Origin of the sequence: Streptomyces fuscichromogenes (assembly GCF_014645815.1) — a bacterium.
Classification (GTDB): Bacteria; Actinomycetota; Actinomycetes; order Streptomycetales; family Streptomycetaceae; genus Streptomyces; species Streptomyces fuscichromogenes.
The window spans coordinates 211,454-232,848 of the sequence record NZ_BMML01000014.1; the positions used below are offsets into that span (position 1 = coordinate 211,454).

Here is a 21,395-nt window from a genome sequence, read left to right on the forward strand (position 1 = left end):
CTTCGGCGATGCCCCTTCGGGCGGCTTGCGGTCGGGTGGGACGGTGATGGGCGGATGTGTGTCGTCGGGGGAGGGGCGTCCGCCGTAGGTGTCCCCTGGGCCCGGCTGGGAAGTCGGGGGGTACGGCCTGCCGTGGACGGAGGGCGATCTCAGGTGCGTACCGTCGGAGTGGAGGAAGAGCTTCTGCTCGTCGACCCGGAGACGGGGGAGCCCCGGGCGCTGGCGGCTGCCGTGCTGGCGCGGGCGGCGCTGGCCGATCCGGGGCAGGACGTGTTCGAGAAGGAGCTCTACGGGCAGATGCTGGAGTTCGCCACCCATCCGCAGTCGGACATGGCTGAGCTGGGGGAGGAGATCGTCCGGTGCCGTAAGGAGGCCGGGCGGCTGGCCGGGGAGCTCGGATGTGCCGTCGTCGCGCTCGCCTCTTCGCCGTTGCCCGTCAGCCCCTCCATCACGGTGAACCGGCGCTACCAGTGGCTGGCCGGGCAGTACGGCATCGCCACCCGGGACCAGCTGGTGTGCGGGTGTCACGTGCACGTGGCCGTGGAGTCCGACGAGGAGGGGGTGGGGGTGCTGGACCGGGTCCGGCCGTGGCTGCCGGTGCTCGTCGCGGTCAGCGCCAACTCGCCGCTGTGGCAGGGCAACGACACCGGGTACGCCAGCTACCGCAGCCGGGTGTGGTCGCGCTGGCCGTCCGCCGGTCCGGCGGAGCTGTTCCGGTCCGCGGAGCGGTACCACCGGCTGGTCGCGGACATGGTGGCCACCGGCGTCATCCTGGACGAGGGGATGGTCTACTTCGACGCCCGGCTGGCCCGGCGCTATCCGACGGTCGAGATCCGGGTCGCGGACGTGTGTCTGCGCGCCGGGACCGCGGTGCTGGTGGCCACTCTCGCCCGGGCGCTGGTGGAGACGGCGGCCCGGGAGTGGCGGGCGGGACGGGAGCCGGTCGACCACGGGGTGGCGCTTCAGCGGCTGGCCGCCTGGCGGGCCGCGCGGTCGGGGCTGGGCGGGGAACTGCTGGACCCAGGCACTCTGCGGCCCCGGCCGGCACCCGCCGTACTGGACGCGCTGCTCGCGCACACCCGGGACGCCCTCGTCGGCACCGGCGACCTGGCGGCCGTGGAGGAGGGCGTGCGACGGCTGCTGCGGTGCGGCAGCGGCGCCGACGAGCAGCGGGAGCTGCTGGCGGGCACCGGGAGCCTGCGGGACGTCGTCACGGGGTGCGTGCGGCGCACCCAGGAGTGACCTGTCCCGGTGCCGAACCTCGCCCGGCGCCGGCTCGGTGCCCCCTCAGCCCGGCTTGCGGGCCAGGACGAACGCCCGGGGCCACTTCTCCGACTCCACCGGCTCCCGGATCAGGGTCGCCGCCACGTCCAGGCCCGCCTTGGAGAGCATGTCGCCCACCGCGTACGCGGGACGCCAGTAGTAGCGCAGGTCGATCTCGTGACCGAAGCGTTCGGTGAGGTGGAGGCCGGGGGACTCGCCCTTCTGGAAGGACAGCAGGACATGGCCGCCGGGGACCAGGGTGCGGTGGAAGCCGGCGAAGGTCGCCGGGAGGTGGTCGTCCGGGACGTGGATGATCGAGTAGAGGGCGAGGATGCCGCCGAGGGTCTCGTCGGGCAGCTCCAGGGACGTCATGGACCCCCGGTGGAAGCGCACGGCGGGGTGGGCCTCGCGGGCCAGGTCGACCATGGCGGGGGAGAGGTCGATACCGAAGGCGGGGACTCCCAGGTCGTTGAGGTGGGCCGTGATGTCGCCGGGGCCGCTGCCCAGGTCGGCCACCGGGGCGGTGCCGTTCGCCTTCACCAGCGCGACGAACGCGGCGATCATGGACATGTCCACCGGTCGTGCGGGGAGGCCGGGGAAGGCGGCGGAGTAGTCCTTGGCGATCGCGTCGTAGGACGTACGGGTGGTCTGTATGAAGTCGGGTGTCTCCGAGTCCGTCACGGTCGCGCACGCTACCGGGCGGGCGCGGCCCGTGTGGCGAAGTCGCGGTTGCGGCTCGGTCCCGTTTCGGTGGATGGACAGAAGCGGCGTGATCGTCGCCAGGCGTGGTATGCGTGGAAGAGGAAACATAGGTGTTACCCAGCCACGTCCGAGGTCATGCGTCCGCGGTCAGATTTTCTTCCCCTAACGGGCTGAACTTTTGTTGATCTCGGGTCAGTTGACCCTTCGGGCGTCCTACCCTTCAGAGGGTGAACCAATTGATGTCCACAGAGACCGAGGCCGACCTTCCCGGGGATGTGCTCCCCGGCGTGCTCAGCGAGGAACTGCACGCCGAACTCGTCGCCTTCCGCCGCGACCTGCACATGCACCCCGAGCTAGGGAACCAGGAGTTCCGCACCACGGCCGCCATCAAGGAGCGGCTGGAAAAGGCCGGTCTCCGGCCGCGCGTCCTTCCGTCGGGGACCGGACTCATCTGTGACATCGGGCCGGTCGGGGACGGGCTTCCGGTGCTCGCCCTGCGCGCCGACATCGACGCCCTGCCCATCCCGGACATGAAGACCGAGTGCGCGTACCGGTCCACCGTGCCGGACCGGGCGCACGCCTGCGGCCATGACGTGCACACGACGGTGGTGCTGGGCGCCGGACTGGTGCTCGCCGAGCTGCACGCGCAGGGCCGGCTGCCGCGGCCCGTGCGGCTGCTCTTCCAGCCCGCCGAGGAGGTGCTGCCCGGCGGTGCCGCGGACGCCATCGAGGCCGGGGTGCTGGACGGGGTGGGGCGGATCATCGCCGTGCACTGCGACCCCCGGGTGGACGTGGGCCGGATCGGGCTCAGGACCGGCGCCATCACCAGCGCCTGCGACCGCATCGAGGTGGCCCTGGACGGCCCCGGCGGCCACACCGCACGGCCGCATCTGACCACCGACCTGGTCACCGCCGCCGCCCGGGTCGCCGTCGACGTGCCCGCGCTGATCGGGCGGCGGGTGGACACCCGCAGCGGGCTCGCCGTGACCTGGGGCCGGATCGAGTGCGGGCACGCGCCCAACGTGATCCCCCAGCACGCCGAGCTGTCCGGGACCGTGCGCTGCCTGGACCTGGAGGCCTGGCGGACGGCGCCGGACGTCGTGCACGCGGCGATCGACGAGATCGCGACCCTGCACCGGGCCAAGTCCGAGATCAACTACGTGCGCGGGGTGCCGCCGGTCGTCAACGACCCGGTGATCACCGAACTGCTGCGGGACGCGATGACCGCCCGGCGCGGCACCGAGTCCATCGAGACCACCGAGCAGAGCCTCGGCGGCGAGGACTTCTCCTGGTACCTGGAGCACGTGCCGGGCGCGCTGGCGCGGCTCGGGGTGCGCACGCCGGGCGAGCGGACCGTGCGCGATCTGCACCAGGGCCACTTCGACGCCGACGAGCGGGCCATCACCGTCGGGGTGGAGCTGTTCACGGCCGCCGCCCTGATCGACGCGACCATGTAGTCGTACCGGCGGAAGTCGTATCAGACGGCGGGAGAAACGGTCAGCTTGAGCCGTCCCGCCGCCGTGCCGCCCGCAGGGGGCGAAGGGGTGCCCGGTCGGTACCCCTTCGCCCCCTTGTGTCACCCCGCCGTAACCGTTGGTCTCCGCTTGTAACCCGGAGTCGGCACGGTTCGATAACGGCCCGGAGAAACCCCGTTCCCCTCCCCTTCTACGCGCGTTACTGTGCGCCGAAATCGCCACCGAGGGTGGACGGTTGGGGAAGCGGACCGATGACGGTGCCGTGGGGACGAAGGGGTGCTTGCTGTGCGTTATATCTCGGGTCGGAAAACTCGGTTCTCCCAAGCTGCGGTGACCGTTGCCGTCATCGCCCTCGCGGCCGCCGGTTGCGGCAAGTCCAGCTCGGACAGCGGTGCGACCAGCACCAACTCGTCCGGCAAGTACAACGGCAAGGGCATCGGCCTCGCCTACGACATCGGCGGCAAGGGCGACCAGTCCTTCAACGACGCCGCCTACGCGGGCTTCCAGAAGGCCGAGAAGGACTTCGGCATCAGCGGCCGGGACATCGAGCCGCAGGACGGCGAGTCCGACGCCGACAAGGTGCAGCGCCTCGACACGCTCGCCAAGTCCGGCTACAACCCGATCATCGGGGTCGGCTACTCCTACGCGCCCGCCGTCAAGGAGGTCGCGGCCAAGTACCCCAAGATCACCTTCGGCATCATCGACGACAACGAGGTCACGGCCTCCAACGTCGTCGACATGGTCTTCGCGGCCGAGCAGTCCTCCTACCTCGCGGGCGTGGCCGCGGCCTCCGCCACCAAGAAGGACCACATCGGCTTCATCGGCGGCGTCGACATCCCGCTCATCCACACCTTCGAGGCGGGCTTCGACCAGGGCGCCAAGTCGGTCGACCCGAAGATAAAGATCGAGTCGCAGTACCTGACCCAGACGGCCCAGGAGGGCGGCTTCTCCAGCCCCGACAAGGGCAAGGCCGCCGCGCAGGGCCAGATCGACGCCGGCGCCGACGTCATCTACCACGCCGCCGGTCTCTCCGGCCAGGGCGTGATCGAGGCCGCGGCCGCCGCCAAGGTGTGGGCCATCGGCGTCGACTCCGACCAGTACAGCCAGAGCGCGCTCGCCAAGTACAAGGACTACATCCTCGGCTCCGCGCTGAAGAACGTCGGCGGCGCCGTGTACGACCTGGTGAAGTCGGTCCACGAGGGCAAGCCGGAGAGCGGTGTCGTCAACGGCACCCTCAAGACCGGTGGCGTCGGCTTCGCGGACACCAACCCGAAGTACAAGGCCATGACCAAGGTCGTCGCCGCGGTGGAGAAGGCCAAGCAGGACATCATCTCCGGCAAGGTCACCGTCAACACCAAGTAATGCGTCATATATATACGGCCGGGTGATCACCTGGCCGTATACGGACGGCTGAGGGCGGTCGAGGTACGCCCGCCCGCGCGCCGTTGCAGATCATGCGCCCCTTGCCTACCGCAAGGGGCGCACTGCTGTGCGTAGCTTTGGCCGTGACTGTGGCCACAGCTAGATAACGGACCGGACATTGGGGGTTTTCCGTCTGGTCTACGCGCGTTACGCTGCCGCGGAACCAGCGCCTGGTTTGGGCGCTTGCACGAAGGAGTCTCGTTCCATGCGCCGGGTGTCCCGTATTGCCGTTGCAGGCGTTGCAACCGCAGCCCTCGCCGTCACCGTTTCAGCGTGCGGCAGCTCGTCCAGCTCGTCCACCGGCAAGGGTGGCGCCTCCAAGGGTGTCGGTCTCGCGTACGACGTCGGCGGCAAGGGCGACCAGTCCTTCAACGACGCCGCGTACGCCGGTTTCCAGAAGGCCGACAAGGAGTTCGGCGTCTCCGGCCGGGACATCGAGCCGCAGGACGGCGAGTCGGACGCGGACAAGGTGCAGCGCCTGGAGACCCTGGCCAAGGCCGGCTACAACCCGGTGATCGGCGTCGGCTTCGCCTACGCGCCCGCCGTCAAGGAGGCCGCCGCGAAGTTCCCGAAGGTCACCTTCGGCATCATCGACGACAACCAGGACCAGGCGAGCAACGTCGCGGACATGGTCTTCCACGAGGAGCAGTCCTCGTACCTGGCCGGCGTCACCGCCGCGCTGACCACCAAGTCGAACACCGTCGGCTTCATCGGCGGCGTGGACGTCCCGCTGATCCACAAGTTCGAGGCCGGCTTCGAGCAGGGCGTCAAGGACACCAAGAAGAACATCACGGTCAAGGCCCAGTATCTGACCCAGACCGCCCAGGAGGGCGGCTTCTCCAGCCCGGACAAGGGCGAGGCCGCCGCCGAGGGCCAGATCGGCGCGGGCGCCGACGTGGTCTACGCCGCCGCCGGTCTGTCCGGCCAGGGCGTCATCAAGGCCGCCGCCGCGCACAAGGTGTGGGCGATCGGCGTCGACTCCGACCAGTACAACCAGGCCGCGCTGTCGAAGTACAAGGACTACATCCTGACCTCGGCCCTCAAGAACGTCGAGGGCGCGGTGTACGACCTCGCCAAGTCCGTCATCAAGGACAAGAAGCCGCTGTCCGGCGACATCCGCGGCTCCCTGACCAACGGCGGCGTCGGCCTGGCCGACTCCAACCCGGTCTTCAAGAACAACGCCACCCTGCAGGCCGCGCTCAAGAAGGCCGAGGCCGGCATCAAGGACGGCTCGATCACGGTCAAGACCTCCTGACCCGGCGGTCATGACCCTGTCGTAGGCATGGTCAAAAGAACGCTGTAATGGCAGCGTTACGGCCACGGAACGGGGTGCGGGAAGGATGACCTTCCCGCGCCCCTGTCGTAGATCCGGCACCCTCGGACCGTCTACGGCAGGGACACACCCCGTTCGCGCGGCAGAATGCTCGGAACGGATCGAGAGTCGTAAAAACTCGGTCAGGTCCGGGCACTATTTAAAGCAGGGGCGCTACGCGCGTAGAGCGGCCCCTTTCCCTAGGAGAGTGCGCCATCGACGCGTCCAGCAGCCCTCCGCTCACCGCAGAGACGACAGCCGCGGTCGAGCTGGCGGGGATCACCAAGCGATTCCCGGGTGTCGTAGCCAACCACGACATCCACCTGTCCGTCCGCAAGGGCACCGTGCATGCCCTGGTCGGTGAGAACGGGGCCGGCAAGTCGACCCTGATGAAGATCCTCTACGGCATGCAGAAGCCGGACGAGGGCACCATCACCGTCGACGGCGAGCAGGCCGCCTTCTCGTCCCCGGCCGACGCCATCGCGCGCGGCATCGGCATGGTCCACCAGCACTTCATGCTGGCGGACAACCTGACGGTCCTGGAGAACGTCGTACTCGGCAGCGAGAAGCTGTACGGCATCGGCGGCAACGCCCGGAAGAAGATCAACGAGATCTCCGACCGGTACGGCCTCGGCATCCGCCCGGACGCCCTGGTCGAGGATCTCGGTGTCGCCGACCGGCAGCGCGTGGAGATCCTCAAGGTCCTCTACCGCGGCGCCAAGACCCTGATCCTCGACGAGCCCACCGCCGTCCTGGTCCCGCAGGAGGTCGACGCGCTCTTCGACAACCTGCGCGAGCTGAAGTCCGAGGGCCTGTCGGTCATCTTCATCTCCCACAAGCTCGGCGAGGTGCTGTCCGTCGCCGACGACATCACCGTCATCCGCCGCGGTACGACCGTCGGGACCGCGATCCCCTCCGAGACCACCCCCCGCCAGCTCGCCGAGCTGATGGTCGGCAGCGAGCTGCCCACCCCGGAGACCGCCGAGTCCACGGTCACCGACCAGCCCGTGATCACCGTCAGGAACCTCACCGTCTACGCCAGCGGCGGCATCGCCTCCCTCGGCGAGGTCGGCGCGCAGCCCGAGACCGCGACGGTCGGCTCGGCCGGCGCCACGGCGCGCGGCGACGTCCTCGACGAGGCCACCACCCCCGGCGCCGCCAAGCGCGTCCTCGACGACGTCTCCTTCACCATCCACGCCGGCGAGGTCATGGGCATCGCCGGCGTCGAGGGCAACGGCCAGACCGAGCTGATCGACGCGCTCATCGGCACCCGGCACGCCGACTCCGGCGCGATCGAGTTCCTCGGCGAGGACATCACCGGCTGGCAGACCCGCAGGCGGCGGGAGTCCGGCGTCGGCTACATCCCCGAGGACCGGCACCGCCAGGGTCTGCTCCTGGAGTCCCCGCTCTGGGAGAACCGCATCCTCGGCCACGTCACCGAGAAGCCCAACGCCAAGGGCTTCTGGCTGGACATCAAGGGTGCCCAGGCCGACACCCGCCGGATCGTCGAGGAGTTCGACGTCCGCACCCCCGGCATCGACGTCACCGCCGCCTCGCTCTCCGGCGGCAACCAGCAGAAGCTGATCGTCGGCCGCGAGATGAGCCACCACCCGAAGTTCCTGATCGCCGCCCACCCCACCCGCGGTGTGGACGTCGGCGCCCAGGCGCAGATCTGGGACCGCATCCGGGAGGCCCGCCGCGAGGGCCTGGCCGTGCTGCTGATCTCCGCCGACCTGGACGAGCTGATCGGCCTGTCGGACACCCTGCGGGTGATCTACGACGGAAAGCTGGTCGCGGACGCCGATCCGGCCACGATCACCCCGGAGGAGCTGGGCTCCGCCATGACGGGTGCCGCGTCCGGCCACTTGGAACACGTAGACACCGCCCAAGAAGGACACGAAGGCGCCGCTGGTCCGGAGGACGAGGCCCGATGAAGAAGTTCGACAAGGAGCGGGTGCTCCTCGCGCTGGCCGGCCCGGTCATCGCGCTCGTGCTGGCGATCGCGCTCACCTCGATCGTCCTGCTGGCCTCGAACCGCAACCCGTTCGAGCCGTACGTGCTGATGCTCCAGCAGCTGCCGTACTCGGACATCCAGGTCCTGATCATCAACCAGGCGGCGATGTACTACATCGCGGCCATCGCGGTCGCCCTCGGCTTCCGCATGAACCTGTTCAACATCGGCGTCGACGGCCAGTACCGCCTCGCCGCCGTGATGACGGCCGTGGTCGGCGCCAACATCGGCCTGCCCGCCTTCCTGCAGATCCCGGTGCTGCTCCTGGTCGCCATGTTCACCGGCGCCTTCTGGGCCGGTATCGCGGGCGTCCTCAAGGTCACCCGAGGGGTCAGCGAGGTCGTCTCCACGATCATGCTGAACGCCATCGCCACCAGCGTCATCGGCTACGTCACCCTCTCGAACGTGTGGGGCGTGCAGGTCGGCAACAACATGACGACCGGCGTGATGAAGAAGTCCGGCTGGTTCCCCGGCATCAACCTGGGCTCCGACGTCGGCGAGATCTACGGCATGGTCTTCGTCGCCATCGCTCTCGGCATCGGCTACTGGGTGGTCCTCAACCGCACCCGCTTCGGCTTCGACCTGCGCGCCACCGGCGCCTCCGAGTCCGCCGCGGCCGCCTCCGGCGTCGACGCCAAGCGCATGGTGCTGGTCTCCATGCTGATCTCCGGCGCCGTCTCCGGTCTCGCGGGCCTCCCGCTGCTGCTCGGCGACTCCCACACCTACAGCCTCGACTTCCCGGCCGGCCTCGGCTTCACCGCCATCGGCATCGCCCTGCTCGGCCGCAACAACCCCGGTGGCATCGCCTTCGCCGCCCTGCTGTGGGCCTTCCTCGACAAGGCCTCGCCCGCCCTCGACTACGCCACCCCGGTGGCGTACGAGAAGGAGATCGCCACGATCATGCAGGGCCTGATCGTCTTCTCCGTCGTCATCTCCTACGAAGCCGTACGCCAGTGGGGCCTGCGCCGCCAGCAGCGCCAGGTCGGCGCGGAGCTCGCCGCGGCCGCCGCCCAGAACACCAAGAAGGAGGTGGCGGCCTGATGTCCACCGAGACCATCGCCAAGCCGCAGGCGAAGCAGCCCGGCAGGGGCGGCCGCCGAATGTCGCTCCCGGTACTCCTGCTGGTCATCGCGGGCGTCCTGATCCTGACCTCCGCGGTACGCCTGATCACCGGCGCCGACGGCATCACCTCGACCGGCCAGATGTCCACCGCGCTGCGCCTCGCCGTCCCGATCGGCCTGGCCGGTCTCGGCGGTCTGTGGGCCGAGCGCGCGGGCGTCGTCAACATCGGCCTCGAAGGCATGATGATCCTCGGCACCTGGTTCGGCGCCTGGGCCGGCTACCAGTGGGGCCCGTGGGTCGGCGTGGTCTTCGGCATCCTCGGCGGCGCGCTCGGCGCCCTGCTGCACGCCGTCGCCACCGTCACCTTCAACGTCAACCACATCGTCTCCGGTGTGGCCCTGAACATCCTCGCCCTGGGCGCCACCCGCTACCTCTCGAAGTTCACCTTCGAGAACGCCGAGGGCGGCTCCTCCAAGCAGTCCCCGCCGATCGACTCGCTCGGCACCTTCAGCGTGCCAGGGCTGTCCGACTGGCTGAACACGCTCAACGGGAAGCACTGGTTCCTGGTCTCGGACATCGCGGGCCTGGTCGGCGGTCTGCTGACCGACCTGTCCCCGCTGACGGTCGTCGCCGTCGCGCTCGTCCCGATCACGTGGTGGGTCCTGTGGCGCACGGCCTTCGGCCTGCGCCTGCGCTCCTGCGGCGAGAACCCGGTCGCGGCCGAGTCCCTCGGCGTCAACGTCTACAAGTACAAGTACATCGCGGTGCTCATCAGCGGCGGCTTCGCGGGCCTCGGCGGCGCGTTCCTCTCCATCGTCGCCTCCAACGTGTACCTGGACGGCCAGACGGCCGGCCGCGGTTACATCGGTCTCGCCGCGATGATCTTCGGCAACTGGATGCCGGGCGGCCTGGCCCTCGGCGCGGGCCTGTTCGGCTACACCGACAGCCTCAACCTGCGCGGCGGCACGGTGAACGTCCACGCGCTGATCCTGCTGATCGCGATCCTGCTGGTGGTCGGCGCCGCCTACCTGGCCTGGCGCAAGAAGTACGTCCCGGCCGCCATCACGATCGTCATCTCGGTCCTGATGTTCCTCTGGTACGCCACCACCAACGAGGTCCCGCGCCAGCTCGTGACCGCCACCCCGTACATCGTCACCCTCCTCGTCCTCTCGCTGTCCGCGCAGTCCCTGCGGATGCCGAAGGCGGACGGCCTGCCGTACCGGAAGGGACAGGGCAAGTGACCGACGCGGCCGGCTTCGACTGGGAGTCCCTGCGCGCGGAGGCCCGCGAGGCCATGTCCCACGCGTACGCCCCCTACTCCGGCTTCCCGGTCGGGGTCGCGGCCCTGGTGGACGACGGCCGTACGGTCAGCGGCTGCAACGTGGAGAACGCGTCCTACGGCCTCGGCCTGTGCGCCGAGTGCGGACTCGTCTCCCAGCTGCAGCGCACGGGCGGCGGCCGCCTCACGCACTTCACCTGCGTGGACGGCACCGGCGGGCTGCTCGTCCCGTGCGGCCGGTGCCGCCAGCTGCTCTACGAGTTCGGCGGCCCGGACCTCCTCCTGGACACCCCGGAGGGCGTCCTGCCCCTCTCCGAGATGCTGCCCCAGGCCTTCGGCCCGGCCCATCTCACCAAGTAACTCCCGTACGGCCCCTTCCGGTTGGGAGGGGCCGTACGCATCGCACTTCTTCGAAGGGAACGCCATGGCCACCATGGACGCCATCTCCGTCATCCGCACCAAGCGGGACCGCGGTGAGCTCAGCGACCAGCAGATCGACTGGGTCATCGACGCGTACACGCGAGGCGAGGTCGCCGACGAACAGATGTCGTCGCTCGCGATGGCCATCCTCCTCAACGGCATGAACCGCCGCGAGATCGCCCGCTGGACGGCCGCGATGATCGCGTCCGGCGAGCGCATGGACTTCTCCTCGCTGTCCCGCCCGACCGCCGACAAGCACTCCACGGGCGGCGTCGGCGACAAGATCACCCTCCCGCTCGCGCCCCTGGTGGCCGCCTGCGGCGCGGCCGTCCCCCAGCTCTCCGGCCGCGGTCTCGGCCACACCGGCGGCACCCTGGACAAGCTGGAGTCGATCCCCGGCTGGCGCGCGCTGCTCTCCAACGAGGAGATGCTGAACGTCCTCGACACCACCGGCGCGGTGATCTGCGCGGCGGGCGACGGCCTGGCCCCCGCCGACAAGAAGCTGTACGCGCTCCGGGACGTCACCGGCACGGTCGAGGCGATCCCGCTGATCGCCTCCTCGATCATGTCGAAGAAGATCGCCGAGGGCACCGGCTCCCTGGTCCTGGACGTGAAGGTCGGCACCGGCGCCTTCATGAAGACCATCGAGGACGCCCGCGAACTGGCCTCGACCATGGTCGGCCTCGGCACCGACCACGGCGTGAAGACGGTCGCGCTCCTCACGGACATGTCGACGCCGCTGGGATTGACGGCGGGCAACGCCCTTGAGGTCCGCGAGTCGGTGGAGGTCCTGGCGGGCGGCGGCCCCGCGGACGTCGTCGAGCTGACGATCGCCCTGGCCCGCGAGATGCTCGACGCGGCCGGCGTGCGCGCCGCAGACCCGGCGAAGGCGCTGGCCGACGGCTCGGCGATGGACGTCTGGCGCCGGATGATCGCGGCCCAGGGCGGCGACCCGGACGCGGTGCTCCCGGTGGCGAAGGAACAGCACGTGATCAAGGCGCCGTCGTCCGGTGTCCTGACCCGCCTCGACGCCTACGGCATCGGCGTCGCCGCCTGGCGCCTGGGCGCGGGCCGCGCCCGCAAGGAGGACCCGGTGCAGGCGGGCGCGGGCATCGAGCTGCACGCCAAGCCAGGCGACACGGTGACGGCGGGCCAGCCCCTCCTCACCCTCCACACCGACACCCCGGAACGCTTCGAGTACGCGCTCCAGGCGGTCGAGGGGTCGTACGACATCGGGGCGGCGGGGACGGAGTTCACGGCGTCGCCGGTGGTGCTGGAGCGCATCGCCTGACGAGGAGGTCTCTCGATCGGGTGAACGGGGCCGGTGGACCTGCGCCGGTCCCGTTCGGCGTGTCTGATGGGCCCATGGGAGAGTTCGACGCCGACTACATCGTGGCTGACAACGAGTGGGACGAACTGGTCTGGCTCTGGCAGCAGACGGATGTTCCCAAGGGCTGCAGGGTGGAGATCATCGATGGCCTCGTCATGGTGACTCCCCTGGCTGCCAACGCGCACCATTGCATTGCTGGGCGGGTGCAGCGCCGCCTCTACGAGGCGATCCCGCAGGACTGGGGCATTTATCAGCGGCTGGGCATGGCCGTACCGTCCCGGCTGAGCCTCTACATGCCGGACCTTGCCGTGGTGCCGGAGGAGGCACTTGCCGGGGACGCCTACTTCGTGCCGGTGGACAGGGCCGAACTCGTCGTGGAGATCACCTCCAAGGCCACATTGACCAACGATCGGACCCACAAGGCCGCAGGTTGTGCCGAGGCGGGTGTGCCGCTGTATCTCCTGATCGACGGCTTGGCACCGGGGGGCCCTACGATCACGCTGTACGGCGAGCCGAGGGACGGCGTCTACCGGATCCTGCGTGCCGTCAAGTTCGGCGACCCCATCAAGCTGCCGGAGCCGTTCGACCTCACGATCGACACCGCCGAGTTCCCCGTCGACTGGCCGGCGCGTCACCCCAGCAGCGCCGCCACGATCACCAGCACCGGCACCGACAGCACCGTCGACAGCAGGATCGAGTCGCGGGCCAGTTCCTCGCCGGCGCGGTAGGTGCTCGCGTAGGTGTAGAGGTTCTGCGCGGCCGGGAGGGCCGAGGTCACCGTCACGTCGAGCAGGGGCGCTCCGTGCAGGTCGAAGACCATCGACGCCAGGGCCCAGGCGGCGAGCGGCTGGCCCACCGACTTCAGGGCGACCGACAGGAACACCGGGTGCCGGTCGTGGCCCCGGCCGGGGAGCGTGCTGCCGTGCAGTGAGATGCCGAAGGCCAGCAGGACCGCCGGGACGGACATGTTGCCGATCAGGGTGAGGGGGTCCATCACCGGGCCGGGGACGTGCAGGCCCAGGGCCGAGACCAGTACGCCGGTCAGGGAGCCGATCGCGATCGGGTTGCGCAGGGGCGCCAGCAGTCGGCGCCACCACGGGCCCTTCTCGCCCATGCCCGCCACGTCGAGGATCGTCAGGGCGACCGGGGTGAGGACCACCACCTGGAAGAGCAGCACCGGGGCCACCAGGGACGCGTCGCCCAGCACGTACACCGCGATCGGGATGCCGAGGTTGCCCGAGTTGACGTAGCTGGAGCACAGGGCGCCGATGGTGGTGCGGCCCACGCCCCAGTGTCGTGCGACGCCCACCGCCACGAACGCGCCCGCCGCCGCTGCCGTGCTCAGGGCCGTCACCAGGAGGCGGCTGGAGAAGACCACCGCCAGGTCGGCCCTGGCGAGGGTGGTGAAGAGCAGGGCGGGGGAGGCGACGTGGAAGGCGAGCTTGGTGAGCACCTCGCGGCCGTTGGCCCCCAGGTGACCACCGCGGCCGAGGGCGTAGCCGACGGCGATGACGATCGCGATCACCGCGAAACCGCTCAGTACCCCCTGCACATGACCTCCTCGGCGGGAGCCGGGTGGCCGTCGGGCGGTGGGGGCGATGGCGGTACGTGGCGCATACACCAACCCTCTGGGCCGGTCAGGTCCAGGTCAACGTTGTGGTCCTTGTGATCGACGTGATCTGCGCGACCCCTGCCAGTGAGTCGCGACCCCCTACCGGTGAGTCGCGACGCCTGCCGATGAGTTGCCGGACCGCCGGCGGTCTACCGCGTCGTGAATGCCGTGACCCCCGCCGTGCTCGTGCTGTCGGGCCCCGTCGCCAGGGACGAGGTGCCGGGGCTGTGTGACGACGTGCGTGAGCTGCTGGCGGTCACCGGCGCCGGAGTGGTCGTCTGTGACGTGGCCGGCCTCGGACCGCCGGGTCTGGCGGCCGTGGACCTGCTGGCCCGGCTGGAGCTGGCGGCCCGGCGGGCCGGAGGGCGGACACGGCTCCGCGACCCCGACCCCGCCCTACGCTCCCTCCTCCGTTTCCTCGGCCTCGGGCTCCAGGTGGAGGGGGAGGTCGAAGAGCGGGAACCAGCGCTTGGTGTCGAGGAAGAAGTGGAACCCGGTCAGCCTGCCGTCTGAGATCTCCAGTACCTGGACGGACCAGGGGCTCCAGCCGCCGGTGTCCGGGTCGGGCTTGTACTGCGCGAACCCGGGCAGGCCGTTGACCTGGACCGGGAACAGCCGCGAGCCCTCGCAGGCGGAGCCGATGGTGGTCATGAAGCCGGTGATGTCGTCGTGGCCGGTGAGCCACAGGTCGAACGGCGGCATCGTCATGACGGCGTCCTCGTGGAGGAGTGCCGTCAGCGCCGTCATGTCGTAGCCCTCGAAGGCGGCGACATAGCGCTCCAGGAGTTTTCGCTGCTCCTCGTCGAGCGGGTCGCAGACCTCGGCGCCGGCGCCCGACTGCCGCTGCTCGGCCAGGGTGGCCCGGGCCCGCTGCAAGGCGCTGTTGACCGACGCGACCGAGGTGCCGAGCAGCTCGGCCACCTCGGTCGCCCGCCAGGCCAGCACCTCGCGCAGGATCAGCACCGCGCGCTGCTTCGGCGGCAGCTGCTGGAGCGCGGCCATGAAGGCCAGCCGGATCGACTCCCTGGCCACGGCCGCCTCCGCCGGGTCGTCCACCGTCGGCAGCACGCGGGCGTCCGGCACCGGCTCCAGCCAGGTGTTGTCGGGCCGGGGTGACAGTGCCGCCTGGGCCAGCGGCGTCGACTCGCTCAGGTCCATCGGCCGGGCCCGCTTGCTGCTCGCGCTGAGCATGTCCAGGCACACGTTCGTCGCGATCCGGTACAGCCACGACCGCAGACTGGAACGGCCCTCGAACTTCTCGTAGCTCCGCCAGGCCCGCACCAGGGTGTCCTGCACCGCGTCCTCGGCCTCGAAGGACGATCCGAGCATGCGGTAGCAGTACCCGGTCAGCTCGGTCCGGTACTTCTCCAGTGCGACGTCGAGGTCCGCCGTCGCCGTGCCGTCGGTCATTGCCGTCCACCCACCCCTGTGGCCGTTCCTGTTCGCGCGCCGTTGCGCTCCAGCACTTCGGAAGCTATCGCAGGGGACTGACAATGGCCCCCGGAGTGGGGAAACGTGCAGGTGAGGTGGGGGGCGCCCAAGGGGGTGGGGGGTGCGGTGGGGTGGCGGGTGCGGCGCCGTCGTGGTTGCTCGCGCAGTTCCCCGCGCCCCTGACGGAGTTTCAGTGGGCGTTGGCCAGGATGTGCCGGCGGGCTGCCACCGTGCCCAGGAGGGTGATGGTCACCACGCCCGCGATCGCCAGCAGGCCCACGCTCACCGTGCCCGACCAGCCCTGTGCGTGGAAGGCCATGGCGCCCACCGTGCTGCCCGCGCTGGAGCCGATGTAGTAGGCGGACTGGTAGAGGGCCGAGGCCTGGGCGCGGCCGTGGGTGGCCGTCTTGCTGACCGCGGAGGAGGCCACCGCGTGGCCCGCGAAGAAGCCCGCGGTGATCAGGACCAGGCCCAGCAGGACCAGGGGGAGCGAGTCGGCCAGGGAGAGCAGGAGACCGGCGGCCGTCGTGCCACCGCCCAGGTAGAGAGCGCCCCGGCGGCCGAGGCGGCCGACCAGACGCCCGGCCGTCGACGCCGACACCGTGCCCACCAGGTACACCAGGAAGATCGAGCCGATGACACCCTGGGGGAGCGAGAAGGGCTCCTCGGTCAGGCGGTAGCCGATCACCGTGTACACGCCGCCGAAGACGGTCATGAACAGCGCGCCGATCGCGTACAGGCGGCGCAGCAGCGGGTCGGCCAGGTGGTCGCGGACCGTGCCGAGCAGCCGGCGCGGGTGCAGCGAGCCCGCCTTGAAGTGCCGCGGGGCGGGGAGGAGGAGCCGGAAGGCGATCGCGCAGCCGACCGCGACCAGGCCGATCACGCCCACGGCGACCCGCCAGCCCCACTCCTGCGCGACCCAGCCGGTGATGACCCGGCCGCTCATCCCGCCGACACTGTTGCCCGCGACGAACAGTCCGATCGCCGTGACCAGTGCCTTCGGGCGGACCTCCTCGGCCAGGTACGCCGTCGCGGAGGCCGGCAGACCGGCCAGCGCCGCACCCTGGACGCCACGGAGCACGATCAGCACGCCCAGGGAGGGCGCGAAGGGGACCAGCAGCCCGACGGTCACCGCCACCGCCAGCGACGCCGTCATGACCGTACGACGCCCGAAGCGCTCGGAGAGGGCGCTCATCGGCAGCACGAACAGCGCCAGTCCGCCGGTCGCCGCCGCCACCGTCCAGCTCGCGTCGCTCGCGGACACGCCGTAGCCGTCCGAGATCAGCGGGAGCAGCGCCTGCGTGGAGTAGAGAAGGGCGAAGGTCGCGACACCGGCCAGGAAGAGCGCGAAGCTCATCCGGCGGTATCCGGGACCGCCCGGGGTCAGCCGGGAGTCGGGAGCGGGGACGGACGAGACGGCGCCCATGAGGGTGGACGCCCCGGTACTGGCGGGAGACATGCTTCGAACGTAGGACTCGCACGCTGATCCGTCCAATGCACGGAATCGTCATAATCGTTCCCATGGAGCATCAGCAGAGGTCAGCGGAGCGTCTGTCACCGTACAGTGACACGGAAGACATGACGATGTTGCTGGCCCCCCGTCTCGCGTACTTCGCCGGCGTGGCCCGCACGGAGCATGTCACCAGGGCCGCGCAGGAGCTGGGCGTCCCGCAGTCCACCCTCTCCCGCGCGATGGCCCGCCTGGAACAGGACCTGGGCGTCGACCTCTTCACCCGGCACGGCCGCACCGTCTCCCTCACCCCCGCCGGCCGTACCTTCCTCACCTCGGTCGAGCGTGCCCTCGGCGAGGTGCGGCGCGCCGCCGACGAGGTGCGCGCCGACGCCGACCCCACCACCGGCAAGGTCGCCTTCGGGTTCCTGCACACCATGGGCGCGGAGACGGTCCCGGGCCTGCTCCAGGCGTTCCGGACCGACCACCCGCGCATCCGCTTCAGCCTCGTCCAGAACTACGGCGAGGCGATGATCGAGAAGCTCCGGGCGGGCGAGCTGGACCTGTGCCTGACCTCCCCGGTACCGGACGCCCCGGACCTGGCCGCCCGCCGCCTGGACGAACAGAAGCTGCGCCTGGTGGTTCCGGCGGACCACCGGCTGGCGTCCCGCAGACGGGTCCGCCTCGCCGAAGCGGCCGACGAGACCTTCGTGACCCTGGAACCGGGCTACGGCCTCCGCCGCATCACCGACGACCTCTGCAAGGACGCCGGTTTCCGGCCGCGCATCGCCTTCGAGGGGGAGGAGGCGGAGACCCTGCGGGGCCTGGTGGCCGCCGGGTTGGGGGTGGCACTGCTCCCGCCACCCGCCTTTCCCCGCCCGGGAGTCGTGGAACTGACGGTCACGGCCCCGAGAGCGGCGAGAGAGATCGGCGTGGCCTGGCTGGAGGGCCGTCCGGACACCCCACCGGTGGCGGCTTTCAAGAGATTCCTGCTCTCGAGAAGGGGCAACCTGCTCCCGGCCTAGGGACAGCGCGCCCCTTCAGGGGCGCGGGGAACTGCGCGAGCAACCACGACGCACCTGCACTCTGAAACGGAGCTCAACCCCTCCGCAACGACTTCCCGAACCCCGCAGCCAACGGCATCCGCAACCCGATCGGCGGCGGCGCCGCAAGCGCGTCCTCGACCGGCCGCGACACCGTGTGCCCGTACAACGCCCCCATGACGAAGTCCGAAGCGAGAGCGAGGACTTCGTCCCGGTGCTGGTGCAACCCGTGCCCGTCCGAGTGCACCTCGAACCGGCACACCTCCCGGTTCGCCTTCTTCGCCCGCGTCGCCAGCCGGAACGACAGCTCCGGGTCGGTCCGTTCGTCGTTCGTGCCGTGCACGATCAGCACCCGCCGCCCCACCAGCTGCCGAACCGGTTCCTCGGGCGCCGCCACGTCCGTCTCGGGCAGCCAGGGCGCGATGGAGACAACGGAGTTGACCGCCTCGTGGCCGCCCGCGTGCAGCGCGGCCCGGCCGCCCATCCCCACGCCGAGCAGGCACACCGGCACATCGCCGTACCGTCGTACCACCTCGTCCGCCGCCCAGCTGGCGTCCCCCGCGAGATGCGCCTCGCTGCCGTTCCAGCCGCGATAGCGGTAGTGGACGACGTGCGCGGCCAGTCCCTCGCCGCGGCCGTCACGGGCGAGCCGGCGGCCGAGGGCGCGGACGAAGGCCGTCGCCCATACGGGGGACGGTTTGCGCGCGGAGATCTCCTCCCCGCCGGGGAGGAGCAGGACCGCTCCGGTCGCCGTCGTCGGCTCCTGGCCGACTGCCCTGCTCAGGCTGGCCGTTCGGACCGGCGTCGCTTGCTGTGCCATGACAGAACAGTGTCAGAAGACGCGCTGTACGCGACCCGTCCGTGCGGTCACCATTGCGTATCGGCGGAAAGGGAAATCTCCGAGTACCGAGCGATCTACGCGCGTAGGAGTTACAGTGCGGAAATGACGAGCCAGAGCACCGCGAACACCCCGACGCCGGAGCAGATCCGCCGGGCGCCGAAGGTTCTGCTGCACGACCACCTCGACGGCGGCCTGCGTCCGGGCACCGTCGCCGACCTCGCCCGGGAGACCGGGTACGCCCAGCTCCCCGAGACCGACCCGGACAAGCTCGGCATCTGGTTCCGCGAGGCCGCCGACTCCGGCTCGCTGGAGCGGTACCTGGAGACGTTCTCGCACACCGTCGGTGTCATGCAGACCCGGGACGCCCTCGTCCGGGTCGCCCGCGAGTGCGCCGAGGACCTCGCCGAGGACGGTGTCGTCTACGCCGAGGTGCGGTACGCCCCCGAGCAGCACCTGGAGCAGGGGCTCACCCTCGAAGAGGTCGTCGAGGCCGTCAACGAGGGCTTCCGGCAGGGCGAGGCCCTCGCCCGCGAGAACGGCCGGCGGATCCGGGTCGGCGCCCTGCTCACCGCCATGCGGCACGCGGCCCGCTCCCTGGAGATCGCCGAGCTCGCCAACCGCTACCGGGACCTGGGGGTGGTCGGCTTCGACATCGCGGGGGCCGAGGCCGGCTACCCGCCCACCCGGCACCTCGACGCCTTCGAGTACCTCAAGCGCGAGAACAACCACTTCACCATCCACGCCGGCGAGGCCTTCGGGCTCCCGTCCATCTGGCAGGCGCTCCAGTGGTGCGGCGCGGACCGGCTCGGGCACGGGGTGCGGATCATCGACGACATCCAGGTCCACGAGGACGGCACGGTCAAGCTTGGCCGGCTGGCGTCCTACGTCCGCGACAAGCGGATCCCGCTGGAGCTGTGCCCCAGCTCCAACCTCCAGACCGGGGCCGCCGACTCCTATGCCGGGCACCCGATCGGGCTGTTGCGCCGGCTCCACTTCCGGGCCACCGTGAACACCGACAACCGGCTGATGTCCGGGACCAGTATGAGCCGGGAATTCGAGCATCTCGTCGAGGCGTTCGGTTATACGCTCGACGACCTCCAGTGGTTCTCCGTCAATGCGATGAAATCAGCGTTCATTCCTTTCGATGAACGGCTTGCGATGATCAATGACGTGGTCAAGCCGGGTTATGCGGAACTCAAATCCGAATGGCTGTTCCAGCAGACCGCCTCCACCAGCGGATCTGTCGACGCGCAGGGCTGATCGGGCATCCGGGCGGGGAGCGGGACGCGGACGGCCCTTCACCGTCCGTCCGTATTTCGGTGTTTGCGGGCGGCGGTCCGGCATGTTTACGGTCGAGGACCGCTCAGCGTGTTATCGATCCCGTCTCCGCATTCCAAGGACGCACTAACGATGAAGCAGTCTGCTGCCAAGACCCTCGGCGTCGCCGCCCTCGGTGCCGCCTTCGCCGCCGCCGGCGCGGGTGCGGCCAACGCGGCCCCGGCCGTCCCGGACGCCCCGCAGGCCCTGAGTACCGTCACCAAGACACTTCCGGCCGGGAACGTCACCAACGCCCTGCCGGGCGCCGGTGCGGCCCTCACGCAGGTCCTCGCCGGCGGCCCGACCAAGCCCGTCGCCGGCCTGCTCGGCGGACTGCCGCTCCAGGGCCTGCCCACGCACGGCCTGCCGGTCAACGGAATTCCGCTCGGCTGACCTCTCCCCGGCCGATCGGCAACGCCGTTGGGGCGCCCCGGTATCCACCGGAGCGCCCCAACGGCGTTGTCGTAGGCGCGGGAGGGCTACCAGGCGGTGGCCTTCTCCTCCGAAGGGAGGAGGATCCACAGCGCGAGGTAGAGCAGGAACTGCGGTCCAGGCAGCAGGCAGGACAGCAGGAAGATCACCCGCATCGTCGTCGCGGAGGTGCCGAAGCGCCGGGCCAGCGCGGCGCACACTCCGCCGATCATGCGGCCATGGGTGGGGCGGGCGAGGCTGGACATCCGCGGCTCCTTCGTGAGCATCCGGTCCGAGGCGGCCCGTGCGGCCCCTCGTCTGTCGTGCTCCACGCTACGGAGACGAACCGGGTCGAAGCGTCGCTCTACGGAGCGATCCCGACCCTGGGAATCGTCGGGGTACGACCCTGAGCCGCTTCCTCCTGGGGGAGGGGAGCGGGCCGTCGCCGCTCGCCCCGGCGCCGCAGCCGGGCGCGGGCCGCCGGCACCACCGCGAGATGCGCGATCACCACGCCGGCCGTGTTGAGCAGGACCGAGTCGACATCCACCACCCGGCCGGGCACCCCGGTCTGGAGCAGGGCTATGCCCAGCGAGACCAGGGCACCCGCGGCGGCCGAACTGATCAGCGAGGCGAGCGGGGAGACCCGGAGCCTGCCATGGGCCATCGGAAGCAGCACACCCAGCGGCGCGAGCAGTGCGAGACCCTCGCCGATCCGGTGGGCGGCCTCGCGCCAGCCGAGCGTCAGGTCGGCGCGGATACCGGCGAAGGGGTGCAGGTTGGCGGGCATCACCCAGGGCACGTTCAGCGGCCGCAGCATCAGCCAGGCGACGAACGCGAGGTGTGCGACAAGGAGGACACCCCCTGCCACACGGACGCGGTTCGCGGCGCTGCCGCCGATGGAGCCTTGACGCTGCACGCTCCCCAAGACGCCCCCGTGTGCACGATCGGTTCCGGATAGCCGAATGAGGCCTCGAACACACCGGGGCGCGCGGAAGCGCGCGACGGCCCCCCGGG

The 21,395-nt window shown here is 70.5% G+C and carries 21 protein-coding genes; 14 read left to right on the forward strand and 7 right to left on the reverse strand.

Going from position 1 to position 21,395, the window contains the following annotated elements; all coding sequences use genetic code 11:
- Positions 1-153: 153 nt before the first annotated feature.
- Positions 154-1,242, forward strand: coding sequence for a glutamate--cysteine ligase 2 (locus IEZ11_RS28845; protein ID WP_189265832.1), 1,089 nt, complete (start codon positions 154-156; stop codon positions 1,240-1,242).
- A gap of 45 nt (positions 1,243-1,287) precedes the next feature.
- Here the strand turns inward: IEZ11_RS28845 and IEZ11_RS28850 are convergent, their stop codons facing one another.
- Complete coding sequence (locus IEZ11_RS28850; RefSeq protein ID WP_189265833.1) at positions 1,288-1,944, reverse strand: class I SAM-dependent DNA methyltransferase; 657 nt, start codon at positions 1,942-1,944, stop codon at positions 1,288-1,290.
- Positions 1,945-2,204: 260 nt separating this feature from the next.
- On the opposite strand from IEZ11_RS28850, the gene IEZ11_RS28855 reads away from it, so the two are divergent.
- The 9 genes from IEZ11_RS28855 to IEZ11_RS28895 all read left to right on the forward strand — a co-directional run bounded on the left by IEZ11_RS28855 (position 2,205) and on the right by IEZ11_RS28895 (position 13,004).
- Positions 2,205-3,422 (forward strand): M20 family metallopeptidase, encoded by a 1,218-nt coding sequence (locus IEZ11_RS28855; RefSeq protein WP_189265834.1) that lies wholly within the window; start codon positions 2,205-2,207, stop codon positions 3,420-3,422.
- Positions 3,423-3,770: 348 nt separating this feature from the next.
- Positions 3,771-4,802 carry a BMP family lipoprotein gene (locus IEZ11_RS28860; RefSeq protein WP_189265835.1) on the forward strand — a complete coding sequence of 344 codons (1,032 nt, stop codon included), beginning with the start codon at positions 3,771-3,773 and terminating at the stop codon, positions 4,800-4,802.
- Between the two features lie 265 nt (positions 4,803-5,067).
- Positions 5,068-6,117 carry a BMP family lipoprotein gene (locus tag IEZ11_RS28865; protein ID WP_189265836.1) on the forward strand — a complete coding sequence of 350 codons (1,050 nt, stop codon included), beginning with the start codon at positions 5,068-5,070 and terminating at the stop codon, positions 6,115-6,117.
- Positions 6,118-6,389: 272 nt separating this feature from the next.
- Complete coding sequence (locus tag IEZ11_RS28870) at positions 6,390-8,108, forward strand: ABC transporter ATP-binding protein (RefSeq protein WP_189265886.1); 1,719 nt, start codon at positions 6,390-6,392, stop codon at positions 8,106-8,108.
- Positions 8,105-9,226, forward strand: coding sequence for an ABC transporter permease (locus IEZ11_RS28875; protein WP_189265837.1), 1,122 nt, complete (start codon positions 8,105-8,107; stop codon positions 9,224-9,226). The genes IEZ11_RS28870 and IEZ11_RS28875 overlap by 4 nt, the downstream gene beginning before the upstream one ends.
- On the forward strand, positions 9,226-10,488 hold the full coding sequence (locus IEZ11_RS28880; protein WP_189265838.1) for an ABC transporter permease: 1,263 nt from the start codon (positions 9,226-9,228) through the stop codon (positions 10,486-10,488). Before IEZ11_RS28875 ends, IEZ11_RS28880 begins: the two co-directional genes overlap by 1 nt.
- The gene (locus IEZ11_RS28885; protein WP_189265839.1) at positions 10,485-10,886 is read left to right on the forward strand and encodes a cytidine deaminase; all 402 of its coding nucleotides are present in this window, start codon (positions 10,485-10,487) and stop codon (positions 10,884-10,886) included. Before IEZ11_RS28880 ends, IEZ11_RS28885 begins: the two co-directional genes overlap by 4 nt.
- 73 nt (positions 10,887-10,959) lie before the next feature.
- Positions 10,960-12,237 (forward strand): thymidine phosphorylase, encoded by a 1,278-nt coding sequence (locus tag IEZ11_RS28890; RefSeq protein ID WP_189265887.1) that lies wholly within the window; start codon positions 10,960-10,962, stop codon positions 12,235-12,237.
- Between the two features lie 74 nt (positions 12,238-12,311).
- On the forward strand, positions 12,312-13,004 hold the full coding sequence (locus IEZ11_RS28895) for a Uma2 family endonuclease (RefSeq protein WP_189265840.1): 693 nt from the start codon (positions 12,312-12,314) through the stop codon (positions 13,002-13,004).
- Here IEZ11_RS28895 and IEZ11_RS28900 read toward each other — a convergent pair.
- The gene (locus tag IEZ11_RS28900; protein WP_189265841.1) at positions 12,908-13,828 is read right to left on the reverse strand and encodes an AEC family transporter; all 921 of its coding nucleotides are present in this window, start codon (positions 13,826-13,828) and stop codon (positions 12,908-12,910) included. The two genes, IEZ11_RS28895 and IEZ11_RS28900, sit on opposite strands and share 97 nt — an antisense overlap.
- A 276-nt stretch (positions 13,829-14,104) precedes the next feature.
- On the opposite strand from IEZ11_RS28900, the gene IEZ11_RS28905 reads away from it, so the two are divergent.
- The gene (locus tag IEZ11_RS28905; RefSeq protein ID WP_505996395.1) at positions 14,105-14,401 is read left to right on the forward strand and encodes an STAS domain-containing protein; all 297 of its coding nucleotides are present in this window, start codon (positions 14,105-14,107) and stop codon (positions 14,399-14,401) included.
- On the opposite strand, the gene IEZ11_RS28910 is transcribed toward IEZ11_RS28905, so the two are convergent.
- Positions 14,285-15,298: a sigma-70 family RNA polymerase sigma factor gene (locus IEZ11_RS28910; protein ID WP_189265843.1), complete on the reverse strand. Its 1,014-nt coding sequence runs from the start codon at positions 15,296-15,298 to the stop codon at positions 14,285-14,287. The two genes, IEZ11_RS28905 and IEZ11_RS28910, sit on opposite strands and share 117 nt — an antisense overlap.
- 211 nt (positions 15,299-15,509) lie before the next feature.
- Positions 15,510-16,778: an MFS transporter gene (locus tag IEZ11_RS28915; protein WP_189265844.1), complete on the reverse strand. Its 1,269-nt coding sequence runs from the start codon at positions 16,776-16,778 to the stop codon at positions 15,510-15,512.
- A gap of 62 nt (positions 16,779-16,840) precedes the next feature.
- Between IEZ11_RS28915 and IEZ11_RS28920 the strand changes: the two genes are divergently transcribed.
- A complete protein-coding gene (locus IEZ11_RS28920) occupies positions 16,841-17,794 on the forward strand; it encodes a LysR family transcriptional regulator (protein ID WP_189265845.1) in 954 nt (317 codons plus the stop codon).
- Between the two features lie 73 nt (positions 17,795-17,867).
- Here the strand turns inward: IEZ11_RS28920 and IEZ11_RS28925 are convergent, their stop codons facing one another.
- A complete protein-coding gene (locus IEZ11_RS28925) occupies positions 17,868-18,632 on the reverse strand; it encodes an alpha/beta hydrolase (protein WP_189265846.1) in 765 nt (254 codons plus the stop codon).
- 123 nt (positions 18,633-18,755) lie between these two features.
- Between IEZ11_RS28925 and IEZ11_RS28930 the strand changes: the two genes are divergently transcribed.
- Both IEZ11_RS28930 and IEZ11_RS28935 read left to right on the forward strand, forming a co-directional pair.
- Positions 18,756-19,913 (forward strand): adenosine deaminase, encoded by a 1,158-nt coding sequence (locus tag IEZ11_RS28930; RefSeq protein WP_189265847.1) that lies wholly within the window; start codon positions 18,756-18,758, stop codon positions 19,911-19,913.
- Between the two features lie 150 nt (positions 19,914-20,063).
- On the forward strand, positions 20,064-20,363 hold the full coding sequence (locus IEZ11_RS28935) for an ATP-binding protein (RefSeq protein WP_189265848.1): 300 nt from the start codon (positions 20,064-20,066) through the stop codon (positions 20,361-20,363).
- Between the two features lie 86 nt (positions 20,364-20,449).
- Here IEZ11_RS28935 and IEZ11_RS28940 read toward each other — a convergent pair whose 3' ends face one another.
- Both IEZ11_RS28940 and IEZ11_RS28945 read right to left on the reverse strand, forming a co-directional pair.
- The gene (locus tag IEZ11_RS28940; RefSeq protein ID WP_189265849.1) at positions 20,450-20,647 is read right to left on the reverse strand and encodes a PspC domain-containing protein; all 198 of its coding nucleotides are present in this window, start codon (positions 20,645-20,647) and stop codon (positions 20,450-20,452) included.
- 98 nt (positions 20,648-20,745) lie between these two features.
- Positions 20,746-21,297, reverse strand: a complete 552-nt coding sequence (locus IEZ11_RS28945; RefSeq protein ID WP_189265850.1) for a VanZ family protein — start codon at positions 21,295-21,297, stop codon at positions 20,746-20,748.
- Between the last annotated feature and the right edge of the window lie 98 nt (positions 21,298-21,395).

What these genes read in the sequence shown, in the direction of transcription:
- IEZ11_RS28865 (WP_189265836.1), top strand. Translation starts at nt 5,068, where the DNA reads ATGCGCCGGGTGTCCCGTATTGCCGTTGCAGGCGTTGCAACCGCAGCC.
- IEZ11_RS28890 (WP_189265887.1), top strand. Translation starts at nt 10,960, where the DNA reads ATGGACGCCATCTCCGTCATCCGCACCAAGCGGGACCGCGGTGAGCTC.
- IEZ11_RS28940 (WP_189265849.1), bottom strand. Translation starts at nt 20,647, where the DNA reads ATGTCCAGCCTCGCCCGCCCCACCCATGGCCGCATGATCGGCGGAGTG.
- IEZ11_RS28895 (WP_189265840.1), top strand. Translation starts at nt 12,312, where the DNA reads ATGGGAGAGTTCGACGCCGACTACATCGTGGCTGACAACGAGTGGGAC.
- IEZ11_RS28875 (WP_189265837.1), top strand. Translation starts at nt 8,105, where the DNA reads ATGAAGAAGTTCGACAAGGAGCGGGTGCTCCTCGCGCTGGCCGGCCCG.
- IEZ11_RS28855 (WP_189265834.1), top strand. Translation starts at nt 2,205, where the DNA reads ATGTCCACAGAGACCGAGGCCGACCTTCCCGGGGATGTGCTCCCCGGC.
- IEZ11_RS28935 (WP_189265848.1), top strand. Translation starts at nt 20,064, where the DNA reads ATGAAGCAGTCTGCTGCCAAGACCCTCGGCGTCGCCGCCCTCGGTGCC.
- IEZ11_RS28925 (WP_189265846.1), bottom strand. Translation starts at nt 18,632, where the DNA reads ATGGCACAGCAAGCGACGCCGGTCCGAACGGCCAGCCTGAGCAGGGCA.
- IEZ11_RS28915 (WP_189265844.1), bottom strand. Translation starts at nt 16,778, where the DNA reads ATGTCTCCCGCCAGTACCGGGGCGTCCACCCTCATGGGCGCCGTCTCG.
- IEZ11_RS28880 (WP_189265838.1), top strand. Translation starts at nt 9,226, where the DNA reads ATGTCCACCGAGACCATCGCCAAGCCGCAGGCGAAGCAGCCCGGCAGG.
- IEZ11_RS28930 (WP_189265847.1), top strand. Translation starts at nt 18,756, where the DNA reads ATGACGAGCCAGAGCACCGCGAACACCCCGACGCCGGAGCAGATCCGC.
- IEZ11_RS28920 (WP_189265845.1), top strand. Translation starts at nt 16,841, where the DNA reads ATGGAGCATCAGCAGAGGTCAGCGGAGCGTCTGTCACCGTACAGTGAC.
- IEZ11_RS28910 (WP_189265843.1), bottom strand. Translation starts at nt 15,298, where the DNA reads ATGACCGACGGCACGGCGACGGCGGACCTCGACGTCGCACTGGAGAAG.